The 20,719-nt window shown below is 60.7% G+C and carries 18 protein-coding genes; 12 read left to right on the top strand and 6 right to left on the bottom strand.

Annotation, left to right across the window (positions count from 1 at the left end; all coding sequences use genetic code 11):
• The first annotated feature begins 15 nt into the window (after positions 1 to 15).
• From ACMVPR_RS20730 to ACMVPR_RS20715, 4 genes are all read left to right on the top strand, one after another.
• Positions 16 to 1,614 carry a phosphoenolpyruvate carboxykinase gene (locus ACMVPR_RS20730; protein ID WP_416884407.1) on the top strand — a complete coding sequence of 533 codons (1,599 nt, stop codon included), beginning with the start codon at positions 16 to 18 and terminating at the stop codon, positions 1,612 to 1,614.
• Positions 1,615 to 1,831: 217 nt separating this feature from the next.
• Positions 1,832 to 3,520 carry an acyl-CoA dehydrogenase family protein gene (locus ACMVPR_RS20725; protein ID WP_416884406.1) on the top strand — a complete coding sequence of 563 codons (1,689 nt, stop codon included), beginning with the start codon at positions 1,832 to 1,834 and terminating at the stop codon, positions 3,518 to 3,520.
• Between the two features lie 145 nt (positions 3,521 to 3,665).
• Positions 3,666 to 4,001, top strand: a complete 336-nt coding sequence (locus ACMVPR_RS20720; RefSeq protein WP_416884405.1) for a carboxymuconolactone decarboxylase family protein — start codon at positions 3,666 to 3,668, stop codon at positions 3,999 to 4,001.
• Positions 4,002 to 4,081: 80 nt separating this feature from the next.
• Positions 4,082 to 4,513: an EF-hand domain-containing protein gene (locus ACMVPR_RS20715; RefSeq protein WP_416884404.1), complete on the top strand. Its 432-nt coding sequence runs from the start codon at positions 4,082 to 4,084 to the stop codon at positions 4,511 to 4,513.
• Positions 4,514 to 4,588: 75 nt separating this feature from the next.
• Here ACMVPR_RS20715 and ACMVPR_RS20710 read toward each other — a convergent pair whose 3' ends face one another.
• Both ACMVPR_RS20710 and ACMVPR_RS20705 read right to left on the bottom strand, forming a co-directional pair.
• A complete protein-coding gene (locus ACMVPR_RS20710; protein ID WP_416884403.1) occupies positions 4,589 to 7,090 on the bottom strand; it encodes a GcvT family protein in 2,502 nt (833 codons plus the stop codon).
• Positions 7,091 to 7,197: 107 nt separating this feature from the next.
• Positions 7,198 to 7,578, bottom strand: a complete 381-nt coding sequence (locus ACMVPR_RS20705; RefSeq protein WP_416884402.1) for a hypothetical protein — start codon at positions 7,576 to 7,578, stop codon at positions 7,198 to 7,200.
• Between the two features lie 361 nt (positions 7,579 to 7,939).
• Between ACMVPR_RS20705 and ACMVPR_RS20700 the strand changes: the two genes are divergently transcribed.
• The 7 genes from ACMVPR_RS20700 (at position 7,940) to rpe (ending at position 15,248) form a co-directional block, all read left to right on the top strand.
• The gene (locus tag ACMVPR_RS20700; RefSeq protein ID WP_085628165.1) at positions 7,940 to 8,986 is read left to right on the top strand and encodes a rod shape-determining protein; all 1,047 of its coding nucleotides are present in this window, start codon (positions 7,940 to 7,942) and stop codon (positions 8,984 to 8,986) included.
• Between the two features lie 97 nt (positions 8,987 to 9,083).
• Entirely contained in the window at positions 9,084 to 9,989 is a 906-nt protein-coding gene (mreC, locus tag ACMVPR_RS20695) for a rod shape-determining protein MreC (protein ID WP_416884401.1), read from the top strand.
• A complete protein-coding gene (locus tag ACMVPR_RS20690; protein WP_416884400.1) occupies positions 9,989 to 10,525 on the top strand; it encodes a rod shape-determining protein MreD in 537 nt (178 codons plus the stop codon). The genes mreC and ACMVPR_RS20690 overlap by 1 nt, the downstream gene beginning before the upstream one ends.
• Complete coding sequence (mrdA, locus tag ACMVPR_RS20685) at positions 10,522 to 12,465, top strand: penicillin-binding protein 2 (RefSeq protein WP_416884399.1); 1,944 nt, start codon at positions 10,522 to 10,524, stop codon at positions 12,463 to 12,465. Before ACMVPR_RS20690 ends, mrdA begins: the two co-directional genes overlap by 4 nt.
• Complete coding sequence (rodA, locus tag ACMVPR_RS20680) at positions 12,462 to 13,601, top strand: rod shape-determining protein RodA (RefSeq protein WP_416884398.1); 1,140 nt, start codon at positions 12,462 to 12,464, stop codon at positions 13,599 to 13,601. Before mrdA ends, rodA begins: the two co-directional genes overlap by 4 nt.
• Positions 13,602 to 13,604: 3 nt before the next feature.
• Positions 13,605 to 14,540, top strand: a complete 936-nt coding sequence (locus ACMVPR_RS20675) for a 2-hydroxyacid dehydrogenase (protein WP_300584695.1) — start codon at positions 13,605 to 13,607, stop codon at positions 14,538 to 14,540.
• Positions 14,541 to 14,570: 30 nt separating this feature from the next.
• The gene (rpe, locus tag ACMVPR_RS20670; RefSeq protein WP_416884397.1) at positions 14,571 to 15,248 is read left to right on the top strand and encodes a ribulose-phosphate 3-epimerase; all 678 of its coding nucleotides are present in this window, start codon (positions 14,571 to 14,573) and stop codon (positions 15,246 to 15,248) included.
• Here the strand turns inward: rpe and ACMVPR_RS20665 are convergent.
• Both ACMVPR_RS20665 and ACMVPR_RS20660 read right to left on the bottom strand, forming a co-directional pair.
• Positions 15,245 to 15,679, bottom strand: coding sequence for a MaoC family dehydratase (locus ACMVPR_RS20665; RefSeq protein ID WP_416884396.1), 435 nt, complete (start codon positions 15,677 to 15,679; stop codon positions 15,245 to 15,247). The two genes, rpe and ACMVPR_RS20665, sit on opposite strands and share 4 nt — an antisense overlap.
• Entirely contained in the window at positions 15,669 to 17,300 is a 1,632-nt protein-coding gene (locus ACMVPR_RS20660) for a long-chain fatty acid--CoA ligase (protein WP_416884395.1), read from the bottom strand. The genes ACMVPR_RS20665 and ACMVPR_RS20660 overlap by 11 nt, the downstream gene beginning before the upstream one ends.
• Before the next feature lie 91 nt (positions 17,301 to 17,391).
• Between ACMVPR_RS20660 and ACMVPR_RS20655 the strand changes: the two genes are divergently transcribed.
• Positions 17,392 to 18,411, top strand: coding sequence for an NADP-dependent oxidoreductase (locus tag ACMVPR_RS20655; RefSeq protein WP_416884394.1), 1,020 nt, complete (start codon positions 17,392 to 17,394; stop codon positions 18,409 to 18,411).
• Here the strand turns inward: ACMVPR_RS20655 and ACMVPR_RS20650 are convergent.
• Both ACMVPR_RS20650 and ACMVPR_RS20645 read right to left on the bottom strand, forming a co-directional pair.
• Complete coding sequence (locus ACMVPR_RS20650; protein WP_416884393.1) at positions 18,408 to 19,940, bottom strand: ATP-dependent DNA helicase; 1,533 nt, start codon at positions 19,938 to 19,940, stop codon at positions 18,408 to 18,410. The genes ACMVPR_RS20655 and ACMVPR_RS20650 overlap by 4 nt on opposite strands.
• Positions 19,941 to 19,978: 38 nt before the next feature.
• The gene (locus ACMVPR_RS20645) at positions 19,979 to 20,617 is read right to left on the bottom strand and encodes an acyl-homoserine-lactone synthase (protein ID WP_416884392.1); all 639 of its coding nucleotides are present in this window, start codon (positions 20,615 to 20,617) and stop codon (positions 19,979 to 19,981) included.
• Between the last annotated feature and the right edge of the window lie 102 nt (positions 20,618 to 20,719).

Below are 20,719 nucleotides of genomic sequence, written 5' to 3'. Positions count from 1 at the left end.
ACAGGAGCTTGGCAAATGACATTTGGACGGGTGAACCCGGAATTCCGGCTGGAAGATCAACAGATCAACGGGCTTGGCAATGTCTATTACAACCTCACAGAGCCCGCGCTTATCGAAGCCGCGCTCAAACGCGGCGAAGGCACGCTGGGCAATGGCGGGGCATTCCTTGTCACCACCGGGAAATTCACCGGCCGGTCCCCCAAGGACAAGCACGTTGTCAAGACCGACAGTGTGGCTGACACGATCTGGTGGGAAAACAACGCGCCCATGTCACCCGAAGGGTTCGACGCGCTCTATGCCGACATGCTTGAGCACATGAAAGGCCGCGAATATTTCGTACAAGACCTCGTCGGCGGCGCCGATCCCAAGCACTCCATCGACGTGCGCTTCATTCAGGAACTGGCGTGGCACAACCTGTTCATCCGTCACATGATGCGCCGCCCGGAACGCGAAGACCTCGACAGCTTCACCGCTGATTTCACGGTCATCAACTGCCCGTCGTTCAAGGCTGACCCCAAGAAACACAGCTGCCGGTCCGAAACCGTGATCGCAATGAACTTCGACAAGAAGCTGATCCTGATCGGCGGCACCGAATACGCAGGCGAGAACAAGAAATCCATCTTCTCGCTGTTGAACTACCTGTTGCCGGAAAAAGGCATCATGCCGATGCACTGCTCGGCCAACCACGCCGTTGGCAACCCGGTCGACACCGCGATCTTCTTTGGCCTTTCGGGCACCGGCAAGACCACACTCTCCGCTGACCCGAACCGCGTTCTGATCGGCGACGACGAGCATGGCTGGTCCGACCGCGGCACCTTCAACTTCGAAGGCGGCTGCTACGCCAAGACGATCAACCTGTCAGCCGAGGCCGAGCCCGAGATCTACGCGACCACCACCAAGTTCGGCACAGTCATCGAGAACATGGTGTTCGATCCCGAGACGTTCGAGCTTGATTTCAAGGACGACAGTCTGACCGCGAACATGCGCTGCGCCTACCCGCTCGACTACATTTCGAACGCGTCCGAAAGCGCGCTTGGTGGACATCCGAAGAACATCATCATGCTGACCTGCGACGCCTTCGGCGTTCTGCCTCCGATCGCGCGGCTGACACCGGCACAGGCGATGTATCACTTCCTGTCTGGCTTCACCTCCAAGGTGGCCGGAACAGAGCGTGGCGTCACCGAACCGGAGCCCACGTTCTCGACCTGCTTTGGCGCGCCGTTCATGCCGCGCCGCCCCGAGGTTTATGGCAACCTGCTACGGGAAAAGATCGCGTCCCACGGTGCGACCTGCTGGCTGGTCAACACCGGCTGGACCGGCGGGGCTTATGGCGCGGGCCAGCGGATGCCGATCAAGGCGACCCGCGCGCTTTTGACGGCCGCCCTTGACGGCAGCCTTGCCGAGGCGGAGTTCCGCAAGGACCCCAACTTTGGCTTCGAAGTCCCCGTCAAGGTCGAAGGCGTGCCGGACATGCTGCTAGACCCACGCCGCACATGGAATGACAAAGAGGCATATGACGCGCAGGCCGCCAAGCTGGTGCAGATGTTTGCCGACAACTTTGCGCAATACGTGCCGTTCATCGATGACGACGTGAAAGCGGCCGCCATCGGCTAAGGCACCTGCGTCGAAAGGCGCTTGGAAATAGAGGGGCGAGCGCACCATACTCAGGTGCACTCGCCCTTTCTTGTTTCTGCACCTGCATTGACACCAACGCCGCGAAGCAGCGATTCAATACGAAAGATTGAAACAAATTTTGGCTCTATTGGGTATTTTTGTTGCGCTGCACCTGCAAAATAGATATCCAGCGCCAAAGCTGAAAAGGACGTGATTCATGGCCCATGATGGACAAGACCTGACCCTGACCACCGCAACGGTCCTCCCAGACCTGCTGGCGCTGACAGGTGCGGCAATCGAACCGGCAAACACCATCCTCGAGATGGCGAACGCCCGCGTGCGGGGTATGGTCGAAGCGGATGGCCGGGTGTCAGGTGCCCTGATCGAAGAAAACCAGACGGCAGCACACGGCCTTGCATGGCTCGCCACCTATGTGGAATCCCTGCGCCAGATGCAGGGCTGGGCCGAACGTCTGACCACAGACGGCAAATTCGGCGAGGTCGAACAGCTGATCCACCAGATCGCTTTTGGTGAATACCTCTGGCAGATCTACGGTGGCATTCAGATGAACCAGGGCGAAATGGTCCGCCTTCAGGACATCGGCGTGTCTCAGGACGACATGCGCGTTCTGATGACACCAGAGGTCATGCAGCTGACCCAGAGCGCCAACACCCAGGCGGCCCGTATGCGTCTTGTCGAACTCATGCAGGAGCGCAGCGCAGAGCTGACCGTGGGGGCCTGCGGCCTTGACGATGAACTCGACATGATCCGCGAACAATTCCGCCGCTTCTCGCTCGACAAGGTGGAACCCTATGCGCACGAATGGCACCTCAAGGACGAACTCATCCCGATGGAAATCATCGACGAGTTGGCCGAAATGGGCGTCTTCGGCCTGACCATCCCGGAAGAGCATGGCGGCTTTGGCCTGTCCAAGAACTCCATGTGCGTGGTGTCCGAGGAACTCTCGCGCGGCTATATCGGTGTCGGCTCTCTCGGCACCCGGTCCGAGATTGCGGCGGAGCTGGTGATCGCTGGCGGCACGGACGAACAGAAAGCGAAATGGCTGCCGGGACTCGCGTCTGGCGAGATCCTCCCAACCGCCGTCTTTACGGAACCGAACACCGGCTCCGACCTCGGATCGCTCCGCACCAAAGCGGTGAAGGACGAAAACGGCGATTGGGTCATCAACGGCAACAAAACGTGGATCACCCATGCCGCCCGCACGCATGTGATGACCGTTCTGGCGCGCACCGTTCCTGACACCACCGATTACCGTGGTCTGTCGATGTTCCTCGCCGAAAAGACCCCCGGCACGGATGAGGCACCTTGGCAGGATCCGGGCATTTCAGGTGGTGAGATCGAAGTGCTCGGCTATCGCGGCATGAAGGAATACACGCTCAACTTCGACGATTTCAAAGTGAAGGGCGAGAACCTTCTGGGGATGGAAGAGGGCAAAGGCTTCAAACAGCTTATGGAGACGTTTGAATCGGCCCGCATCCAGACCGCCGCCCGGGCCATCGGCGTCGCGCAATCCGCGCTGGACGAAGGCATGAAGTATGCACAGGACCGCAAGCAATTCGGCAAATCGCTGATCAACTTCCCCCGTGTTGCGTCGAAACTGGCGATGATGGCGGTCGAAATCATGATCGCGCGTCAGCTGACCTACTTCTCGGCCCGCGAAAAGGACGAAGGCCGCCGTTGCGACCTTGAAGCAGGCATGGCCAAACTGCTGGGTGCACGTGTGGCTTGGGCTGCGGCCGACAACGCGCTGCAAATTCACGGCGGCAACGGCTTCGCGCTGGAATACAAGATCAGCCGCATCCTGTGTGACGCGCGCATCCTGAACATCTTTGAAGGGGCCGCCGAGATTCAGGCTCAGGTCATCGCGCGGCGCCTGCTGGGGTAAAGCGCCGAACAGATCACAGAAGTTGCAAAGGCCGGACGCTGTGTCCGGCCTTCTTTTTTGCACCCGACCCGCGTGCCTGATCTGCATCAAAGACCGGCGCGAACCAGAATGCTCTTGCAAACCAAACACATCGCAGGAGCATGATATGAGCTGGAAAGCCAAACTCACCGACATGAAAGCACAGTTGAAATCTCTCAACGGCGCAGTCCCTGACACGACTGCCGCCTTCGGGGCCTTGGGCAAGACCGTCAAGAAAGACGCGGCGCTCACCTTCAAGGAAAAGGAATACGTGGCCCTTGGCATTGCCGTAGCCACGCGTTGCGAGCCGTGCATCCTCTTCCACACCGAAGCGCTGATCCGTCTGGGCGCAACCCGCGAAGAGGTGTCCGAGGTGCTGGCCACCTGCATCCAGATGGGCGGTGGCCCCGGCCTGATGTACGCGGGCAAGGCCTTGGATGTGTTCGACGAACTGGTCGCCTAGACCCTGCGACACTTTGGGGGGATGTAGATCTGAGAGATCAGCAATACATATTCCAAATAACTAATATGTATGAGGTCATCATGTCCAAATCTCCCATCCTTCTTGCCCTTCTTTTCGCAGCAACAACCGCAACCGCCCAACAAAATGTCCCCGGCGGGCATTTCGTCGAAAGCTGGGATCTGGACGGTGACGGTCAGGTCACTTTGGCCGAGGCCACAGAACGGCGCGGCGACGTGTTCCTGACCTTTGACGCCGACGAGAATGGCGTTCTGACAAGCGAAGAACACGATCTCTTCGACGAGGCCCGCGCGCTTGATATGGCCGAAAACGGCGAGGGCCATGGCACAGGCAAGCGCAACCCAGCCAATGGCATGCTGCGAGAAGTGACGGATGCCAATGGTGATGGAAACGTCACGCGCGAAGAATTCCTGGATGCCGTGCCCGCATGGTTCGCTGGCATGGACCGCAATGGCGACAACGTGGTCACCACCGAAGACTTTGGACGGGGCTAAACCCCAGCGCCCGACACGGGCGTTTTTCCGTCAACGGAAAAACCGGACGCGTCGACGCGTCCGGTTTCGCGCAGATCATCCGTCTTTGCGGATGACCTCGTTTTTCGGATCATAGGGGCTGTCTTCGACCACTTCGGCATCCCAAAGCTGATCCAGAATCTTGACCTTGAGCTTGGTCCCCGGCACCGCCAGTTCAGGCTTCACATAGCCCATCCCGATGGATTTCGCGAACGCCACGGAATACCCACCCGACGTCAGACGCCCAACGCGGGTCTCGCCATCATATAGCGCCTCCCGGCCCCACGGATCGGCATCCTCCGGCCCGTCGATAAGCAGGGTACAGCACTTGGAGCGCACGCCGGTGGCCACCATGGCCTCTTTGCCGTGGAAATCCTTGTCGAGATCCACAAAGCGCGGCAGATCGGCTTCCAGCGGGGTTGCGTCGCGGCCCAGTTCGTTGCCGAAGGCACGGTAGGATTTCTCCTGACGCAGCCAGTTCTGCGCCCGCGCACCAACCAGCTTCAACCCATGCTTGGCCCCCGCCGCCATCAGCTGATCCCAAAGGTAGTTCTGCATCTCGATCGGGTGATGCAGTTCCCACCCCAACTCACCGGTATAGGCCACGCGGATCGCTCGCACCGGGCACATGCCCAGTTCGATGTCGCGGCAGGTCAGCCACGGGAACCGCTTGTTGCCCAGAACGGTCTCGGGATCGGCATCCTTGACGATCTCTTTCAACACATCGCGCGACTTCGGCCCGGCGATGGCAAAAACACCCCACTGGGTGGTCACATCTTGGATCTCGATATAGCCGAAGTCACCCGCTTTGTCCTCGGCCGCCTTGCGCAGGTAATCAGCGTCGTAAGCGGTCCAAGCCCCGGCAGACACGAGGTAATACTCGTTCTCGGCCAGCCGAACGATGGTGTATTCCGTCCGCGTCGTCCCCTTACTTGTCAGCGCATAGGTCAGGTTGATCCGCCCCACCTTGGGCAGCTTGTTGCAGGTGAACCAGTCGAGGAACTGCGTGGCCCCCGGTCCTTTGACGACATGCTTGGTGAACGCTGTGGCGTCGATCAGACCAACGCCTTCGCGCACAGCTTTGGCTTCATCGACGGCATATTGCCACCAGCCGCCCCGGCGGAACGACCGCGCGTCATGGTCGAAAGTTTCAGGCGCATCCAGTGGACCGTAATAGTTCGGACGCTCCCAACCGTTCACATGACCAAACTGCGCGCCCAGCGCCTTTTGCCGGTCATACGCCGGAGCGGTCCGAAGCGGACGGCACGCAGGACGCTCTTCGTCCGGATGGTGCAGAATGTAGACGTGCTCATACGCCTCTTCGTTCTTGCGCGCGGCGTATTCGGTGGTCATCCACGAGCCGTAGCGCTTGGGATCGAGCGACGCCATGTCGATCTCAGCCTCGCCTTCGACCATCAGTTGCGCAAGGTAATAGCCGGTTCCGCCAGCAGCAGTGATCCCGAACGAGAAGCCTTCGGCCAGCCACATGTTGCGCAGGCCCGGAGCCGGACCAACCAGCGGGTTGCCATCGGGCGTGTAGCAGATCGGACCGTTGAAATCGTCCTTGAGGCCCACGGTTTCCGACGACGGAATCCGGTGGATCATGCTCATGTATTCTTCTTCGATCCGCTCCAGATCAAGCGGGAAAAGGTCGGCACGGAAACTGTCCGGCACACCGTATTCAAACCGCGCGGGCGCATTGCGCTCATACGGACCGAGAATCCAGCCACCGCGTTCTTCACGCACATACCACTTGGCGTCTGCGTCGCGCAGAACAGGGTGTTCCGGGTTGCCCGCTTTGCGCCATTCCACCAGCGCCGGATCGGGTTCCGTCACGATGAACTGATGCTCCACCGGGATCGCAGGGATCTTGAGGCCCAAGAGTTTCGCTGTCCGCTGCGGGTGGTTGCCCGTGGCCGTCACAACATGTTCCGCATGGATGACGATCTGTTCGTCGGACGGAACAAGATTGCCGCCTTTTTCCACCATTTTGGTGCAGGTCACATCCCAATGATCGCCTGTCCAATGGAAGGCATCCGCCTGCCACTTGCGTTCAATCATCACGCCGCGCTGCCGTGCCCCTTTGGCCATCGCCATGGTGACATCGGCAGGGTTTATGTAACCATCCGTTGGGTGATAGATCGCGCCAACCAGATTGGTGCAATTCACAAGCGGATACCGCTCTTTGATCTGCGCAGGCGTGAGCCACTCATACGGCACGTCACAGGTTTCCGCCGTCGTGGCGTAGACCATGTATTCATCCATTCGCGCCTGCGTTTGGGCCATGCGCAGGTTGCCGACAACCGAGAAGCCGGCATTCAGTCCGGTTTCAGCCTCAAGCGTCTTGTAGAACTTGATCGAATAGTCGTGGATGTGGGTCGTCGCGTAGGACATGTTGAAATAGGGCAGCAGGCCCGCCGCGTGCCATGTCGAACCGGATGTCAACTCATCCCGTTCGAGCAGCATCACATCGTTCCAACCTGCGCGGGCAAGGTGGTAGGCAATTGACGTACCGACGGCACCACCACCAACAACCAAAGCTTTGACATGCGTTTTCATGGGTCTTCACTCCAAGGCGTTTGACCCTGTGAATACCGTCAGCGCAAATAAGCCACCAAACCGACCCGACACGTTGCAGCAGGAAAACGACGCGCTGTCGTTTCCCGCTATTGTTGCAGCACGCGGGCGCGCGGATAGAGCGAGCTTTCGGGTGCGAGCCGCGACCCTGCCGAAGCCAGAACAATCGGTGCGGCAAGCGGAACCGCAGCGCCGGATGTCGCGTCCGACGGTTCGGGTGTCATCCTAGGCAGCGAAATGCCCAGCGACGCCAGCATCCCGGATTTTTCCGCCAACTCGAGCCCGTGGGCTGCGCCTGTCTTGACGGTATCAATCACGGCAAAGGCAATCGACGCTTCGGGACCGTAACGGTCCACGACCGACTTTTTATAATCCTCGAAGGAATAGACGTAGTCGGCGGCTTTGGCCTGACGCGTGTAATCCCATGTGCCGACCACGCCGCACACGCCAACCGCGTAAAAGCCAAGCATGAAGATACTCTTTACCAGCTTACCAATCATAAGAACCCCAGACAGACTTGCGGCCATTGTTGGTCGGCAAAGAGGTCTGAATGAGGTGCAAACATGGCTTTTCAAAGGGTCTTGGCCCTTAACCGTTTCCGATCTGGCAACAATACGCGGCATCGGAGGGAACTGGTCGCAGGCTCGGTTCCAAACCGCTTTGTCCGTCGATTGCCCTCCCTCAAAGAGGTTAACCTCAGGCTGTGGCAGATTCACGCTGGCGAAGCGCGTTCTGGCCCTTTCGCCCCCGCCCAACCACACCTATAAGACCCTCGGCTTACGACCCAGAGAGTCGTTGGCCTAAGAGGTATTGGCGCGGGGCAGATCGCAGATGTTTGGACTGGACAAACTGTTGGGCATGTTTTCGTCGGACATGGCCATCGACTTGGGAACAGCGAATACGCTGGTCTATGTCAAGGGGCGCGGCGTCGTGTTGTCTGAACCTTCTGTGGTCGCGTACCACATCAAGGACGGGCAGAAAAAAGTTCTCGCAGTTGGTGAAGACGCCAAGCTGATGTTGGGCCGGACACCGGGCAGCATCGAGGCAATCCGCCCGATGCGCGAAGGGGTCATTGCGGATTTCGACGTGGCCGAAGAAATGATCAAGCACTTCATCCGCAAGGTTCACAAGCGCTCGACCTTTTCCAAGCCCAAGATCATCGTCTGCGTCCCGCATGGCGCAACCCCTGTTGAAAAGCGCGCGATCCGTCAGTCGGTTCTGTCTGCCGGTGCGCGCAAGGCAGGTCTCATCGCCGAACCCATCGCGGCGGCCATCGGCGCGGGCATGCCCATCACCGATCCCACCGGCAACATGGTTGTCGACATCGGCGGCGGGACCACCGAAGTGGCGGTTCTGTCTCTCGGCGACATCGTCTACGCGCGGTCGGTCCGCGTCGGTGGCGACCGCATGGATGAGGCAATCATCAACTACCTGCGTCGTCAGCAGAACCTTCTGGTCGGCGAATCGACCGCCGAACGTATCAAGACCTCCATCGGAACGGCCCGCATGCCCGATGACGGGCGCGGCACCTCCATGATGATCCGGGGGCGCGATCTGTTGAACGGCGTGCCCAAGGAAACCGAGATCAGCCAGGCCCAGGTGGCCGAGGCTCTCTCAGAGCCCGTTCAGGCGATCTGCGAGGCGGTCATGACCGCTTTGGAGGCCACACCTCCGGACCTTGCGGCCGACATCGTTGACCGCGGCGTGATGTTGACCGGGGGCGGCGCATTGCTTGGGGATCTGGATCTTGCCCTGCGCGAACAAACGGGTCTGGCGGTGTCCATCGCGGACGAAAGCCTGAACTGTGTGGCTTTGGGCACTGGCAAAGCGCTGGAATATGAAAAACAGCTCCGCCACGCGATTGACTACGACAGCTGATCTGACCACCCAATTGTCCCAGTATATGTTAAGAGTGCGCGCAACCTGATCTCAAACCCGGTTCCCTTTTTTCGGGTTGCGCTTGGAAAGGGAAGTTTTGGCGAAGAACGGCACCAACAGCGAAGACTACACAACCCCTCTGCGGCGCTTGCTGCTGGCGGTTGTCATCTTGTGCCTGCTCGGCCTGTTCTTCATCTGGCGGATCGACAGCCCCCGCGTGGAACGTTTCCGCGCGGCGGTGATCGACACGGTCATCCCCAGCTTTGACTGGGCGATGGCGCCGGTCACCGCAACGGTGAACATCGTTCGCGATTTCCGCAGCTATCAACGCATCTACGAACAGAACCAGGAACTGCGCCGCGAACTGCGCCAGATGACTGCCTGGAAAGAAGCCGCGCTCCAGCTTGAACAGGAAAACGCCAAACTGCGTGACTTGAACAACGTACGTCTTGATCCGCGCCTGACCTACATCACCGGAGTGGTTCTGGCGGATTCCGGATCACCCTTCCGCCAGTCGGTTCTCATCAATGTCGGCTCTCGTGACGGGATTGTCGACGGTTGGGCAACAATGGATGGCACCGGCTTGGTCGGGCGCATCTCCGGCGTCGGACCAAACACCAGCCGTGTCATCATGCTCACCGACGCGACCAGCCGCATTCCAGCGACGATCCAACCGTCGGGTCAGCGTGCGCTGATCGTCGGGGACAACACCTCGGCACCCCCCATCGATTTTCTGGAAAACCCCGATCAGGTCCGCCCCGGCGACCGCATCGTCACCTCTGGGGATGGCGACGTGTTCCCACCGGGCCTCTTGATCGGACAAGTCGCCCAAGACCCTGGTGGACGCCTGCGCACCCGCCTTGCTGCCGACTATGAGAGGCTCGAATTCCTTCGCGTTCTGCGCGACCACGGTGCCCGCCGCGTGTCCAGCCCGTCGGCATTGATCCTTCCGGAAACCCCTCCCGGCATCACAGATGCCGCAACAGCAGAGCCTCAACAGTAATGGATTCGGGGGCTCTGCAAATCTGGGGGATGCGCCTGCTTTTCGTTCTGCTGACGATGCTCATCCTGTTTTTCCACCTCTTGCCGCTCAACCCGGCGCCAAGCCAATGGGCCGGTCCCGATGTTTTGGTCGCGATGGTTTTCGCGTGGGCAGTGCGCCGACCCGAATATGTTCCGATCCTGCTGGTCGCCGGGGTGATGCTTCTTGCAGACATGATGCTTCAACGCCCCCCCGGTCTGTGGTCAGTTCTGGTGGTTTGCGCAGCAGAATGGCTCAAATCCCGCGAAAGACGACAGCGGGAAACGACATTTTTTCTTGAATGGCTCACCTTCGCGGGTACCCTGATTGTGATTACGATCCTCTACCGCACGGTAATGGTGGTCCTTATACTTGCACCCGGCACGCTCGTGTTGAGTCTGGTTCAGGTTTTGATGACAATCGCCATCTACCCTGCGGCTGTGGGCGTATCCTTTTTCCTTTTCGGCGTGCGCAAATCCGCACCCGGAGACATGGATCGGCTGGGGCGGACCCTATGAGACGAGCGCCAAAGGATACCGCGGAAAGCGTCCGCAAAATCTCGCGCCGCGGGCTTTTCCTTGGCGGCGTGCAGCTTGCCTTTGCGGGGGCGCTCGGGCTGCGCATGCAACATCTGCAGGTCGATCAAGCCGATGAATTCCGCCTGCTCGCCGAAGAAAACCGCATCAACATCCGCCTGATCCCGCCCACCCGTGGCCAGATCTTTGACCGCAACGGCGTGATCATCGCAGGTAATGAGCCGTCTTACCGCATCACGATGGTCAAGGAAGACGCCGGCAATGTCGATGAGGTGATCGCGCGTCTGTCCGCGCTGGTTGAACTGGACGAGGATGAATTGAACCGGGCGCTCACGGAAATGCAGCGCAGCGCACCCTTCCTGCCTGTCACCGTGGCCGAACGCGTGACGTGGGACGACATCAGCCGCGTCGCCGTCAACGCCCCTGCCCTACCCGGTGTCACGCCCGAGGTAGGCCTGTCACGCATCTATCCGCGCCGGGGCGATTTCGCACATGTCGTCGGCTATGTCGGTCCTGTCAGTGAACGTGATCTGGCGCGGTACGAAACACCCGACCCCGTTCTGCGCATTCCTCGCTTCCAGATCGGCAAGGTAGGTATCGAAGCCCGACACGAAGAGGTCTTGCGTGGTCGTGCCGGGGCCAAACGTGTCGAAGTGAATGCCGTCGGACGCGTAATGCGCGAACTCGACCGGCGCGAAGGCATACCCGGTGCCGACATGCAGCTAACCGTCGATACCAAACTGCAAAGCTACATTCAGGCCCGTCTTGGTGAGGAAAGCGCTTCGGTCGTGGTGATGGACGTGAACAACGGTGATCTCTTGGGGATCGCCTCGTCTCCGTCCTATGACCCCAACAAATTCGTGCGGGGCATCTCTGTCGCCGATTTCGGCGAATTGCGCGACAACGATCACCGTCCACTCGCGTCAAAAACGGTGCAAGACGCGTACCCCCCCGGGTCAACCTTCAAGATGGTCACCGTTCTGGCGGCACTGGATGCCGGGGTCGTCGCCCCCGACGAAACCGTCTGGTGCCCCGGTCACATGGAGGTCGGGGGCCGTCGCTTCCACTGCTGGAAACGTGCCGGTCACGGGCATATGAACCTCGAGCAATCGCTCCGCGAAAGCTGTGACGTCTATTACTACGATCTCGCGCTCAAGGTCGGGATTGAAAGGATCGCAGAGACGGCACGACGGCTCGGTCTCGGCCAGGCGTTCGGCATCGGCATGTCTGCGGTGACCGAGGGACTGGTTCCGAATATGGACTGGAAACAGCGCGAACGTGGCTCAAGCTGGGTCATCGGTGACACCGTGAACGCCTCGATCGGTCAGGGCTTCGTACTCAGTTCTCCTTTGCAGCTTGCCGTGATGACCGCCCGCCTTGCCACCGGCAAAGAGGTCACGCCCCGCCTTGTCCGCAGGATCGGCGATACCGAAACCGCAGAAACCGGCGGTGCGGAACTGGGCTTCAACGAGAACCATCTGCGCCAGATCCGGCGTGCCATGTATGCGGTGACAAACAACCGGCGCGGTACGGCCTATGGCTCTCGCATCATCGACGAAACCGTCCGCATGGCGGGCAAGACCGGCACCAGCCAGGTGCGCAACATTACCGCCGCTGAACGTGCGCGCGGAGTGACCCGCAACGAAGACCTGCCCTGGAACAGGCGCGACCACGCATTGTTCGTGAACTACGCCCCTTACGAGGCACCCAAGATCGCTGTGTCAGTCGTCGTCGAACATGGCGGCGGCGGATCGGCGGCGGCGGCCCCCATCGCGCGCGACGTGACCTTGCAGGCGCTGTTCGGGCAAGACCCGCCGCTTGACGCCTATCCGTCCAAAGACCGGGAACGCATCCGCAGCCAGCAGGAACGTCTGCAACAGGTTCTGCGCGAAAACGACCCGGATGGCCGGAGCCGCGCATGAGTTATCTTGAGTATACCGTCAAAACCGTCCCAAGCGGCTGGCGCAAAATGCTGTTCATCAACTGGCCGCTGGTCATCCTTCTGACCGCCATCGCGGGCGTCGGTCTGTTGATGCTTTATTCCGTGGCGGGAGGGTCGATGACCCCCTGGGCGGAACCGCAGATGAAACGCTACGCGCTGGGGCTGACGGTGATGTTTGTCATCGCCATGGTGCCAATCTGGTTCTGGCGCAACATGTCGGTGATGGCCTATCTCGTCGCGTTGGCACTTCTCGTTGCGGTCGAGTTTTTCGGAACGGTGGGCATGGGCGCCCAGCGCTGGATCAACCTTGGCTTCATGCGGTTGCAGCCGTCCGAGCTGATGAAAATCGCCATGGTGATGATCCTGGCTGCCTATTACGACTGGCTCCCGATCAAGAAAACCTCGCATCCGTTCTGGGTGCTGGTGCCCGTATTCATTATCCTGTTGCCCACGTTCCTTGTTCTGACCCAACCCGACCTTGGCACGGCCATTCTGCTGGTGGCAGGTGGCGGTCTGATGATGTTCCTTGCGGGCGTGCACTGGGCCTATTTCGCCACTGTGATTGCCGCCGGGATAGGGGGCATCTACACCGTGTTTCTCAGCCGCGGCACCGATTGGCAATTGCTCAAGGACTACCAGTTCCGCCGCATCGACACCTTCCTCGACCCGTCCTCAGATCCGCTCGGCGCGGGCTATCACATCACGCAGGCGAAGATCGCGATGGGGTCTGGCGGCTGGACAGGACGTGGCTTCATGCAAGGCACCCAGTCGCGGCTCAATTTCCTGCCAGAAAAACACACCGACTTCATTTTCAACACCTTGGCCGAGGAATTCGGCTTTGTCGGCGGTTTCTCCTTGCTGACCCTCTATGTTCTGATCCTTGTCTTCTGCATCGTGTCTGCGCTGCAAAATCGCGACCGCTATTCCTCGCTGCTGATCCTTGGGATTGGCGTGACCTTCTTCCTGTTCTTCGCCGTCAACATGTCGATGGTGATGGGTCTCGCCCCGGTCGTAGGCGTACCGCTGCCACTGGTCAGCTATGGCGGTTCGGCCATGTTGGTCTTGATGCTCGCGTTCGGCTTGGTACAGAGCGCTCATATCCACCGACCGAGGTAAGCCATGCCGATCAACGTCCTCTTCGCCGCCCACGAAAAACGCTGGGCGCAATACGAAGCACCTTTGCGCACCGCTCTGGACGACATCGGCGTGGACTACTCGCTGGCGACCGACATGCCTCCGGCAGAGGTCGACTACATCGTCTACGCGCCCAACTCGCCGGTGCAGGATTTCACGCCTTACACACGTCTCAAGGCGGTTCTGAACCTCTGGGCTGGGGTCGAGGACGCTGTGGGCAATCCGACCCTTAAAGTGCCCTACGCCCGCATGGTTGATGACCAAGGACTGACCCAAGGCATGGTTGAATGGGTCACGGGCCACACCCTGCGGCACCACCTTGGCATGGATGCGCATATCATGAACCCGGATCACAAATGGGTGCCCGATGCACCGCCCGTGTCTGCCGATCGCCCGGTCGGCATCCTCGGCCTTGGGGAATTGGGCAGCGCCTGCGGACAAGCCATTGCGCGGCTTGGCTTTCCGGTCAGTGGCTGGGCGCGCAGCCAGAAACAGATCGACGGCATCACCTGCCATACAGGCACCGACGGGTTGCGCGCCGTGCTAAGCCAGTCGCAGATCCTGATCCTGCTCCTGCCCAGCACACCCGCAACGGAAAACACGCTCAACGCCGAAACGCTGGCAATGCTTCCCAAAGGCGCGTTCATCATCAACCCCGGTCGCGGCCCCCTCATCGACGACGACGCTCTCCTTGCCGCTCTCGACTCCGGCCACATCGCGCACGCCACGCTCGACGTGTTCCGCGTCGAACCCCTGCCGCAGGACCATCCATTCTGGGCACATCCCCGCGTCACCGTCACCCCGCACATCGCGTCCGAGACCCGCGCACCCAGCGCGTCCCGCGCCATTGCCGAGAATATCCGCCGCGGCGAGGCCGGTGAGCCGTTCTTGCATCTTGTGGACCGGGACGCCGGGTACTAAGCCCGCACCAACCTGTCAGGAGCTGCCGCCATGAAATTTGACCGTTCGGTAAAAATCGCCCCCTCCATCCTCTCTGCCGACTTCGCAAACTTTGGTGCCGAGATTGAGGCAGTCGAAGCACAGGGCGCCGATTGGATTCACGTCGACGTCATGGACGGCCATTTCGTGCCCAACATCACCTTCGGCCCCGCCACCTGCGCCGCGATCCGCCCGCACATCAAGACGGTGATGGACGTTCACCTGATGATCGCACCCGTCGATCCCTACATCCAGGCCTTCGCCGATGCCGGTGCCGATGTCATCACAGCCCATGTGGAGGCCGGTCCACACATCCACCGCACGCTTCAGGCCATCCGCGCCACGGGTGCCAAAGCGGGCCTCGCCCTCAACCCCGGCACCCCGGCCGAGGCGGCTGCCCCCCTGCTCGATCTCGTGGACCTGATCTGCGTCATGACCGTGAACCCCGGCTTTGGCGGCCAGAAATTCATCCATTCCTGCGTGCAGAAAGTCACCGAACTGCGCGAGTTGATCGGCGACCGCGAAGTGCATATCGAGATCGACGGAGGGGTCGATCCCTCGACCGCTCCGCTTGTCGTCGCCGCAGGTGCCGACGTACTGGTCGCAGGCTCTGCCGTGTTCAAAGGCGGCTCGGTCGACAACCCCGCACCCTATGGCGAGAACATTCGGGCGATCCGGGCGTCGGTCTAAGTCTCGACCTCGAACACGTTGATCCATTTGGCAACGATGGCGGGGCGGTCGGCCCCGTCGATCTCGACCGTGACGTCCCATGTCACGTCGTAACGCCCGGGCTTTTCCACCACATTCGCAACGCTGAACCGCCCGCGTATCCGCTGCCCGGCCCTTACCGGGCTGACAAAACGAATTCGGTCAAACCCGTAATTCAACCCCTGCACCATGCCGGGGATCTCGGGCTGGACGTCATAGGACATGGCCGACAGCATCGACAGGGTCAGGAACCCATGTGCCATGGTCCCGCCCTGCGGGGCCATGCGCTCTTCGTCCAGATGGATGAACTGCCAATCCTCGGTCACATCGGCAAAGGCGTTGATCCGGTCCTGCCCGATCTCGTACCAGCGCGACAGGCTGGGCGGCATGTTCCGCAAAAGGTCAGCGGACATCCGGCAGCACGTAATCGGCGAACTGCTGACGCAGGGTGAGCTTGGACACCTTGCCCGTCGCGGTCAGAGGCAGCGCATCCACGAACACCAGATCGTCAGGCAACTGCCACTTGGCAAAGTGCGGCTCCATCAAGGCATGGAAGTCGTCCAAGCTTGGCTTGCATCCCTCTTTCGGCACAACCACCAGAACCGGTCGCTCGTCCCATTTCGGATGCGCGATTGCGATCACCGCGCAATTCGCCACGTCGGGATGGGACATGGCGATGTTTTCCAGATCAATCGAACTGATCCATTCACCCCCCGACTTGATCAGGTCCTTGGACCGGTCCTGAATGCTCAGGTATCCATCGGGCGAAATGCTGGCCACATCGCCAGTGCCGAACCAGCCTTCAGCATCAATCGCCGCTTTGGTGGCATCCTCGTTGTTGAAGTACCCGGAAATGACACCGTTCCCGCGCACATACAGTTCGCCAACCGCCTTACCGTCATGCGGCAGGCGCTGGCCGTCTTCGCCCACGATCTTGAGATCGACTCCAAAAATGCGCCGCCCCTGCAAAGCTTTGCGCGCCATGCGGTCGGAAAACGGGGTATCAGCCATGGTGTTCGGCAACTGACCTGTGGTGCCGACCGGACTCATCTCGGTCATGCCCCACGCATGACAGACATCCACATCCCGCGCCTCGAAGAACTCGATCATGCTGCGCGGCGCGGCAGAGCCACCAATCACCACCTGATCCAACGCCGACGGGGGCTTGCCTCGCGCCTCGATCTCGGCCCGCAGACCCAGCCAGACGGTGGGCACGCCCCAGCTTGCCGTGACCTTTTCGCTCTCCATCAGATCATAAAGCGACGGCCCGTCCAGCTTGCCGCCCGGCATGATCAGCGACGCCCCGACGATGGGCGCGGCGTAGGGCATGCCCCATGAATTGACGTGGAACATTGGCACGACCGGCAACAATCGCGCGCCTTCGTGCAAGGAACGCGGCAGCGTCACCGCGATGAAGAGCGCGTGCAGCACGGTGGAGCGATGCGTGTAGAGTGAGCCTTTGGGATTGCCTGTCGTGCCAGAGGTATAGCACAGCCCCGCCGCAGTTTCTTCGGGCAGGTCGGGCCAGTCATACTCGGTCGGATGCGGTGCAATCAGGTCTTCGTAACACTGCAGGTCCAGCGAAGACTCGGACATATGCGCCGCATCGGTCATCACCACCAACGTCAGGCCCGCAGGCAGATGCTCCTTGAGCGCCTCGAGGATCGGCACAAAGGTCAGGTCGACAAACAGCACCCGATCCACGGCATGGCCGATGATGTAAAGCATCTGCTCGGCAGACAGGCGCGGGTTGATCGTGTGGCACACGGCCCCCATGCCCGAAATCGCATAGTACAGCTCGAAATGGCGATACCCGTTCCACGCCAGTGTCGCCACACGGTCGCCCTGCTCGACCCCCAAAGCCGCAAGCCCATGCGCCAGTTGCGCCGTGCGTTTGAAGGTCTCGGCATAGGTCTGACGGTGCAGATCGCCCTCGGTCCGAACCGACACGATTTCCCCGGCGCTGTGGATTTCCGCCGCGTAGCGCAGCAGTTCGATCACCGACAACGGTCGGTTCATCATCATTCCGTGCATCAAGCCCTCCCTTGCCTTCTGCCTTATCGTTCCAGATACACTGGTGATCCGACCGACCACGCGCAACCCCTAACAGTGAGGAAGCAATCCCATGTCCGACACGATGTCCCGCATCACGCTGGCCCGCCGCCCCAAAGGCGCCCCTGTGCCCGAGGATTTCAAACTGGAAACCGGCCCGCTGCCTGCGCCCTCCGACGGTGAGGTGCTGATTGAAATCACCCACCTGTCGCTCGACCCCTACATGCGCGGCCGGATGGATGACGTCAAAAGCTATGCGCCTTCGATCGATCTGGGCGGCACCATGACCGGTCAGGGCGTTGGCCGCGTGCTTGCCAGCAAAGCTGACGGGTTTGCCGAAGGTGACACCGTGACCGGCATGACCGGCTGGGCCAGTCACGCCTGCCTGCCCGGCAAGGACGTGCGTAAACTTGACCCTTCGCTGCCGCCTTCAACCGCGCTTGGTGTTCTCGGTATGCCCGGCCTGACTGGCTGGGTCGGCCTCAAGGAATTCGGAAAACCCAAGGCGGGCGAAACGCTGGTTGTCGGTGCCGCCACCGGACCTGTCGGGTCCATGGTCGGGCAATTGGCAAAACAGATGGGCCTGCGCACCATCGCCATTGCCGGAGGTGCCGAGAAATGCCGTCTGGCTACTGAGACCTTCGGCTTTGACGCTGCCATCGACCACCGCGCCCACGCCGACGCGTCCTCCCTGCGCAACGCGATTGCCGAGGTCGCACCAGATGGCGTGGACATCTACTGGGAAAACGTCGGTGGTCAGGTGCTAGAGGCCGTGATGCCGCTGATGAACGTGCACGGGCGCATCCCGGTCTGCGGCATGATCGCTTGGTATGGCGGGTCGAACATCTCACCCGAAAACCAGCTTCCCGGCATGTGGCGCAGCATTCTGGTCAAACGTCTTCAGGTGTCGGGCTTCATCATCTTCGACCATTGGGATCAATACCCGGCCTTTCTCAAAGATGTTGCCCCCAAGGTCGCAGCGGGTGAGATTGCCTATCTCGAAGACATCGCCGAAGGTCTGGAAACCGCGCTGGACGCCTTCATTGCCATGCTCAAGGGCGGCAACACAGGCAAGCAGATCGTCAAACTTTAGAAATCGGCTTCGACTTCAAGCGCCAAGGGGGCCGCGGGGGCGGCCCTCAGATCATCAACCTGCAACGGCCCTGTGGGTTTCGACAAGCGGTTGCGCACCACCCAATACAGGCGGTTCGACGCCCGCGTGATCGCGACATAGGCCAGACGTTTCCACAAAGGCTGGCCCGCCTCACTCCGCCCCATGCGGGCTGCCGCGTAGAGGTCGGGCGCGAAGACCTGCACCTCGTCCCATTGCGAGCCCTGCGCTTTGTGGATTGTCACTGCAGCCCCATGCAGGAACGTCGCCCCCATCCGGGCGGCAAATGGGATGAACGGCTCTTCCTCGTCCGGCTTTTCGATCTTCACAATCGACGCCGCCGACACCTGTGGGTCTTCGGCTCCGATCACATGCAACCGCGAAAATCCCGGCTTGCGACCCGGCCCAAGGTAAATCACCTGCGCGCCTTTGATCAGTCCCCGCGCCTCAAGGTCCAACCGTTTCTTGCGGTGCTTGAGCGGCAATTCCAGCCCGTCACAAATCAGTGGCTCGCCTTCCAGCAGCGAATCCTCGGGCGCGCCATGGACCGACCGGAACGCATTGATCAGACGGATACGCGTCGCGTTGCGCCAGACCAGCACCGGTGAGCGCGCCATCAGATCAACCTCGACCCGTTGGCCAAGGACGACGCGGTCATCGGTGCGGGCAATGTCTTCGACCATGCGCTCAAAACCCTCAAAACTCAGGTTCGGATCAGCCAAGGCATGGGCCAGATCGAGGATCGGGTTGTCGGCGTCCTGTCGGTGTATGCGATTGAGGTTAAGCACCTGACTGGGCGCCAGGGTTTCAAACACCATCTTGCCGGACTGGTTCACTGGGGCCAACTGTGCCGGATCGCCGAAAAGCAGCAGGTTCGGGAAAATCTCGCGCAAGTCCTCGACCTGCCGCTCATCCAGCATTGACGCTTCATCGACAAACCCGATGTCCAACGGGTCTTCCCGCCGTTTCCAGCCGGTGATGAAATCCGACCCTCGCAAACCTGCCGCGGCCAACGCGGCAGGAACGGATTTGTGCGACTCGTATGAGACCTGCGCCCGTGCGAGCGCCTCTTCGGTCAAACCTTCAATTTCGGGCTTGTCGCCATTGCCCATCAGCCATTCGGCGATGCGCTCGTATTCGGGGTCATAGACCGGCGTATAGAGAATACGGTGAATGGTCGTCGCGGGCACACCGCGCATCCGCAGCACGAACGCCGCCTTGTTGGTCGGGGCCAGCACCGCAAGCGTCCGTCGGTCCTTGCGTCTGCGGCCTTCGTAATCGCCTGAAACGACCTCGACACCTGCCGCCTGCAAGGACTTGCACAGCTCGGCCAATAGCAGCGTCTTACCCGATCCCGCCTTGCCGGTGATCGCCATGATCTTGGTCTTGCCGTCACGCGGCGGCAGCAGAAGACCATCGTCAAGGTCGATGCCCGCTTCGCGCAGCATCTCGGCCACCGCATCATGCGCGGCGGCCTGATCTTCGGAATATGTCAGCGCAGGCAAGGTCATGCGCGGACCCTATAGCGCCCGCGCATCAGGCACCAGCGTCAGGCGGCGCTAACATCCTGTTGCGGCACCACGTCACCAAAGGACGCCGTGAACCAACCGCGCGAGGCCTGCAACGGGATGCCCGCCACGCGCGAGACCCGCGTTTGCGCCGCTTCGCTGAAGTCCCAAAGTCCAACGCTGATCGATTGCCGCCCTTCGCCTTGTGTGCCCAGAACCTCGGGTGCTGCGCCGATCCGATTATAGATCCGCACCATCCGGGCATCGAACACGCCGACAAAATGCTTTATCCCAAACCCTTGCATGATCTCGCCTCCGGCAAGCATCAGGGCCGCCGCCGTCCCAGGCTCGGCACCGCGCGCCAGACAGAACCTCGTACATTCCCAAATGAAAGGGCTCTGAAACGGCACGCCATCTGTCAGATCAAGGAAATGATCGTTCACCATCGTCCGTCCTGTCGTCGGCAGGAACCGCATCGACCCGCCATGCGCCCCGGTCGCGGTTTCCCAGATCACATAGAGCGGATTGAAGTCATCATAGTCGTCCCGCTCCTGCCCGTTCGCATTCACCGTCACATCCCAACCGAGCCGGGTCTTGAATTGGTCTGCACGATCTTCGAACATGGTGCGGGCCAAATGCGGGTGCTTGGCCAATTGATCTGCGTAAAGATATCGAATCACGAAAATGTCCTCCGTTGCCGGGGGACACGCTCGTGTTCAAAGATGACTCGGTTCTTTAGTCAGCGTGCGTTGCGCCGCGTTCGGAGGGTTGTTTCCCAATTA

The sequence above is a fragment of the Marivita sp. genome (assembly GCF_048006345.1).
Lineage (GTDB): Bacteria > Pseudomonadota > Alphaproteobacteria > Rhodobacterales > Rhodobacteraceae > Marivita.
The sequence above is the reverse complement of the archived record's forward strand: the minus strand, read 5'-3'. Positions and strand labels throughout refer to the sequence as shown.

Coding starts and splice junctions, on each gene's coding strand:
- ACMVPR_RS20715 (WP_416884404.1), top strand. CDS start 4,082: ATGTCCAAATCTCCCATCCTTCTTGCCCTTCTTTTCGCAGCAACAACC.
- ACMVPR_RS20655 (WP_416884394.1), top strand. CDS start 17,392: ATGTCCGACACGATGTCCCGCATCACGCTGGCCCGCCGCCCCAAAGGC.
- ACMVPR_RS20710 (WP_416884403.1), bottom strand. CDS start 7,090: ATGAAAACGCATGTCAAAGCTTTGGTTGTTGGTGGTGGTGCCGTCGGT.
- ACMVPR_RS20700 (WP_085628165.1), top strand. CDS start 7,940: ATGTTTGGACTGGACAAACTGTTGGGCATGTTTTCGTCGGACATGGCC.
- ACMVPR_RS20705 (WP_416884402.1), bottom strand. CDS start 7,578: ATGCTTGGCTTTTACGCGGTTGGCGTGTGCGGCGTGGTCGGCACATGG.
- ACMVPR_RS20725 (WP_416884406.1), top strand. CDS start 1,832: ATGGCCCATGATGGACAAGACCTGACCCTGACCACCGCAACGGTCCTC.
- ACMVPR_RS20720 (WP_416884405.1), top strand. CDS start 3,666: ATGAGCTGGAAAGCCAAACTCACCGACATGAAAGCACAGTTGAAATCT.
- ACMVPR_RS20690 (WP_416884400.1), top strand. CDS start 9,989: ATGGATTCGGGGGCTCTGCAAATCTGGGGGATGCGCCTGCTTTTCGTT.
- mrdA (WP_416884399.1), top strand. CDS start 10,522: ATGAGACGAGCGCCAAAGGATACCGCGGAAAGCGTCCGCAAAATCTCG.
- ACMVPR_RS20660 (WP_416884395.1), bottom strand. CDS start 17,300: ATGCACGGAATGATGATGAACCGACCGTTGTCGGTGATCGAACTGCTG.
- ACMVPR_RS20675 (WP_300584695.1), top strand. CDS start 13,605: ATGCCGATCAACGTCCTCTTCGCCGCCCACGAAAAACGCTGGGCGCAA.
- ACMVPR_RS20650 (WP_416884393.1), bottom strand. CDS start 19,940: ATGACCTTGCCTGCGCTGACATATTCCGAAGATCAGGCCGCCGCGCAT.
- ACMVPR_RS20730 (WP_416884407.1), top strand. CDS start 16: ATGACATTTGGACGGGTGAACCCGGAATTCCGGCTGGAAGATCAACAG.
- rpe (WP_416884397.1), top strand. CDS start 14,571: ATGAAATTTGACCGTTCGGTAAAAATCGCCCCCTCCATCCTCTCTGCC.
- rodA (WP_416884398.1), top strand. CDS start 12,462: ATGAGTTATCTTGAGTATACCGTCAAAACCGTCCCAAGCGGCTGGCGC.
- ACMVPR_RS20665 (WP_416884396.1), bottom strand. CDS start 15,679: ATGTCCGCTGACCTTTTGCGGAACATGCCGCCCAGCCTGTCGCGCTGG.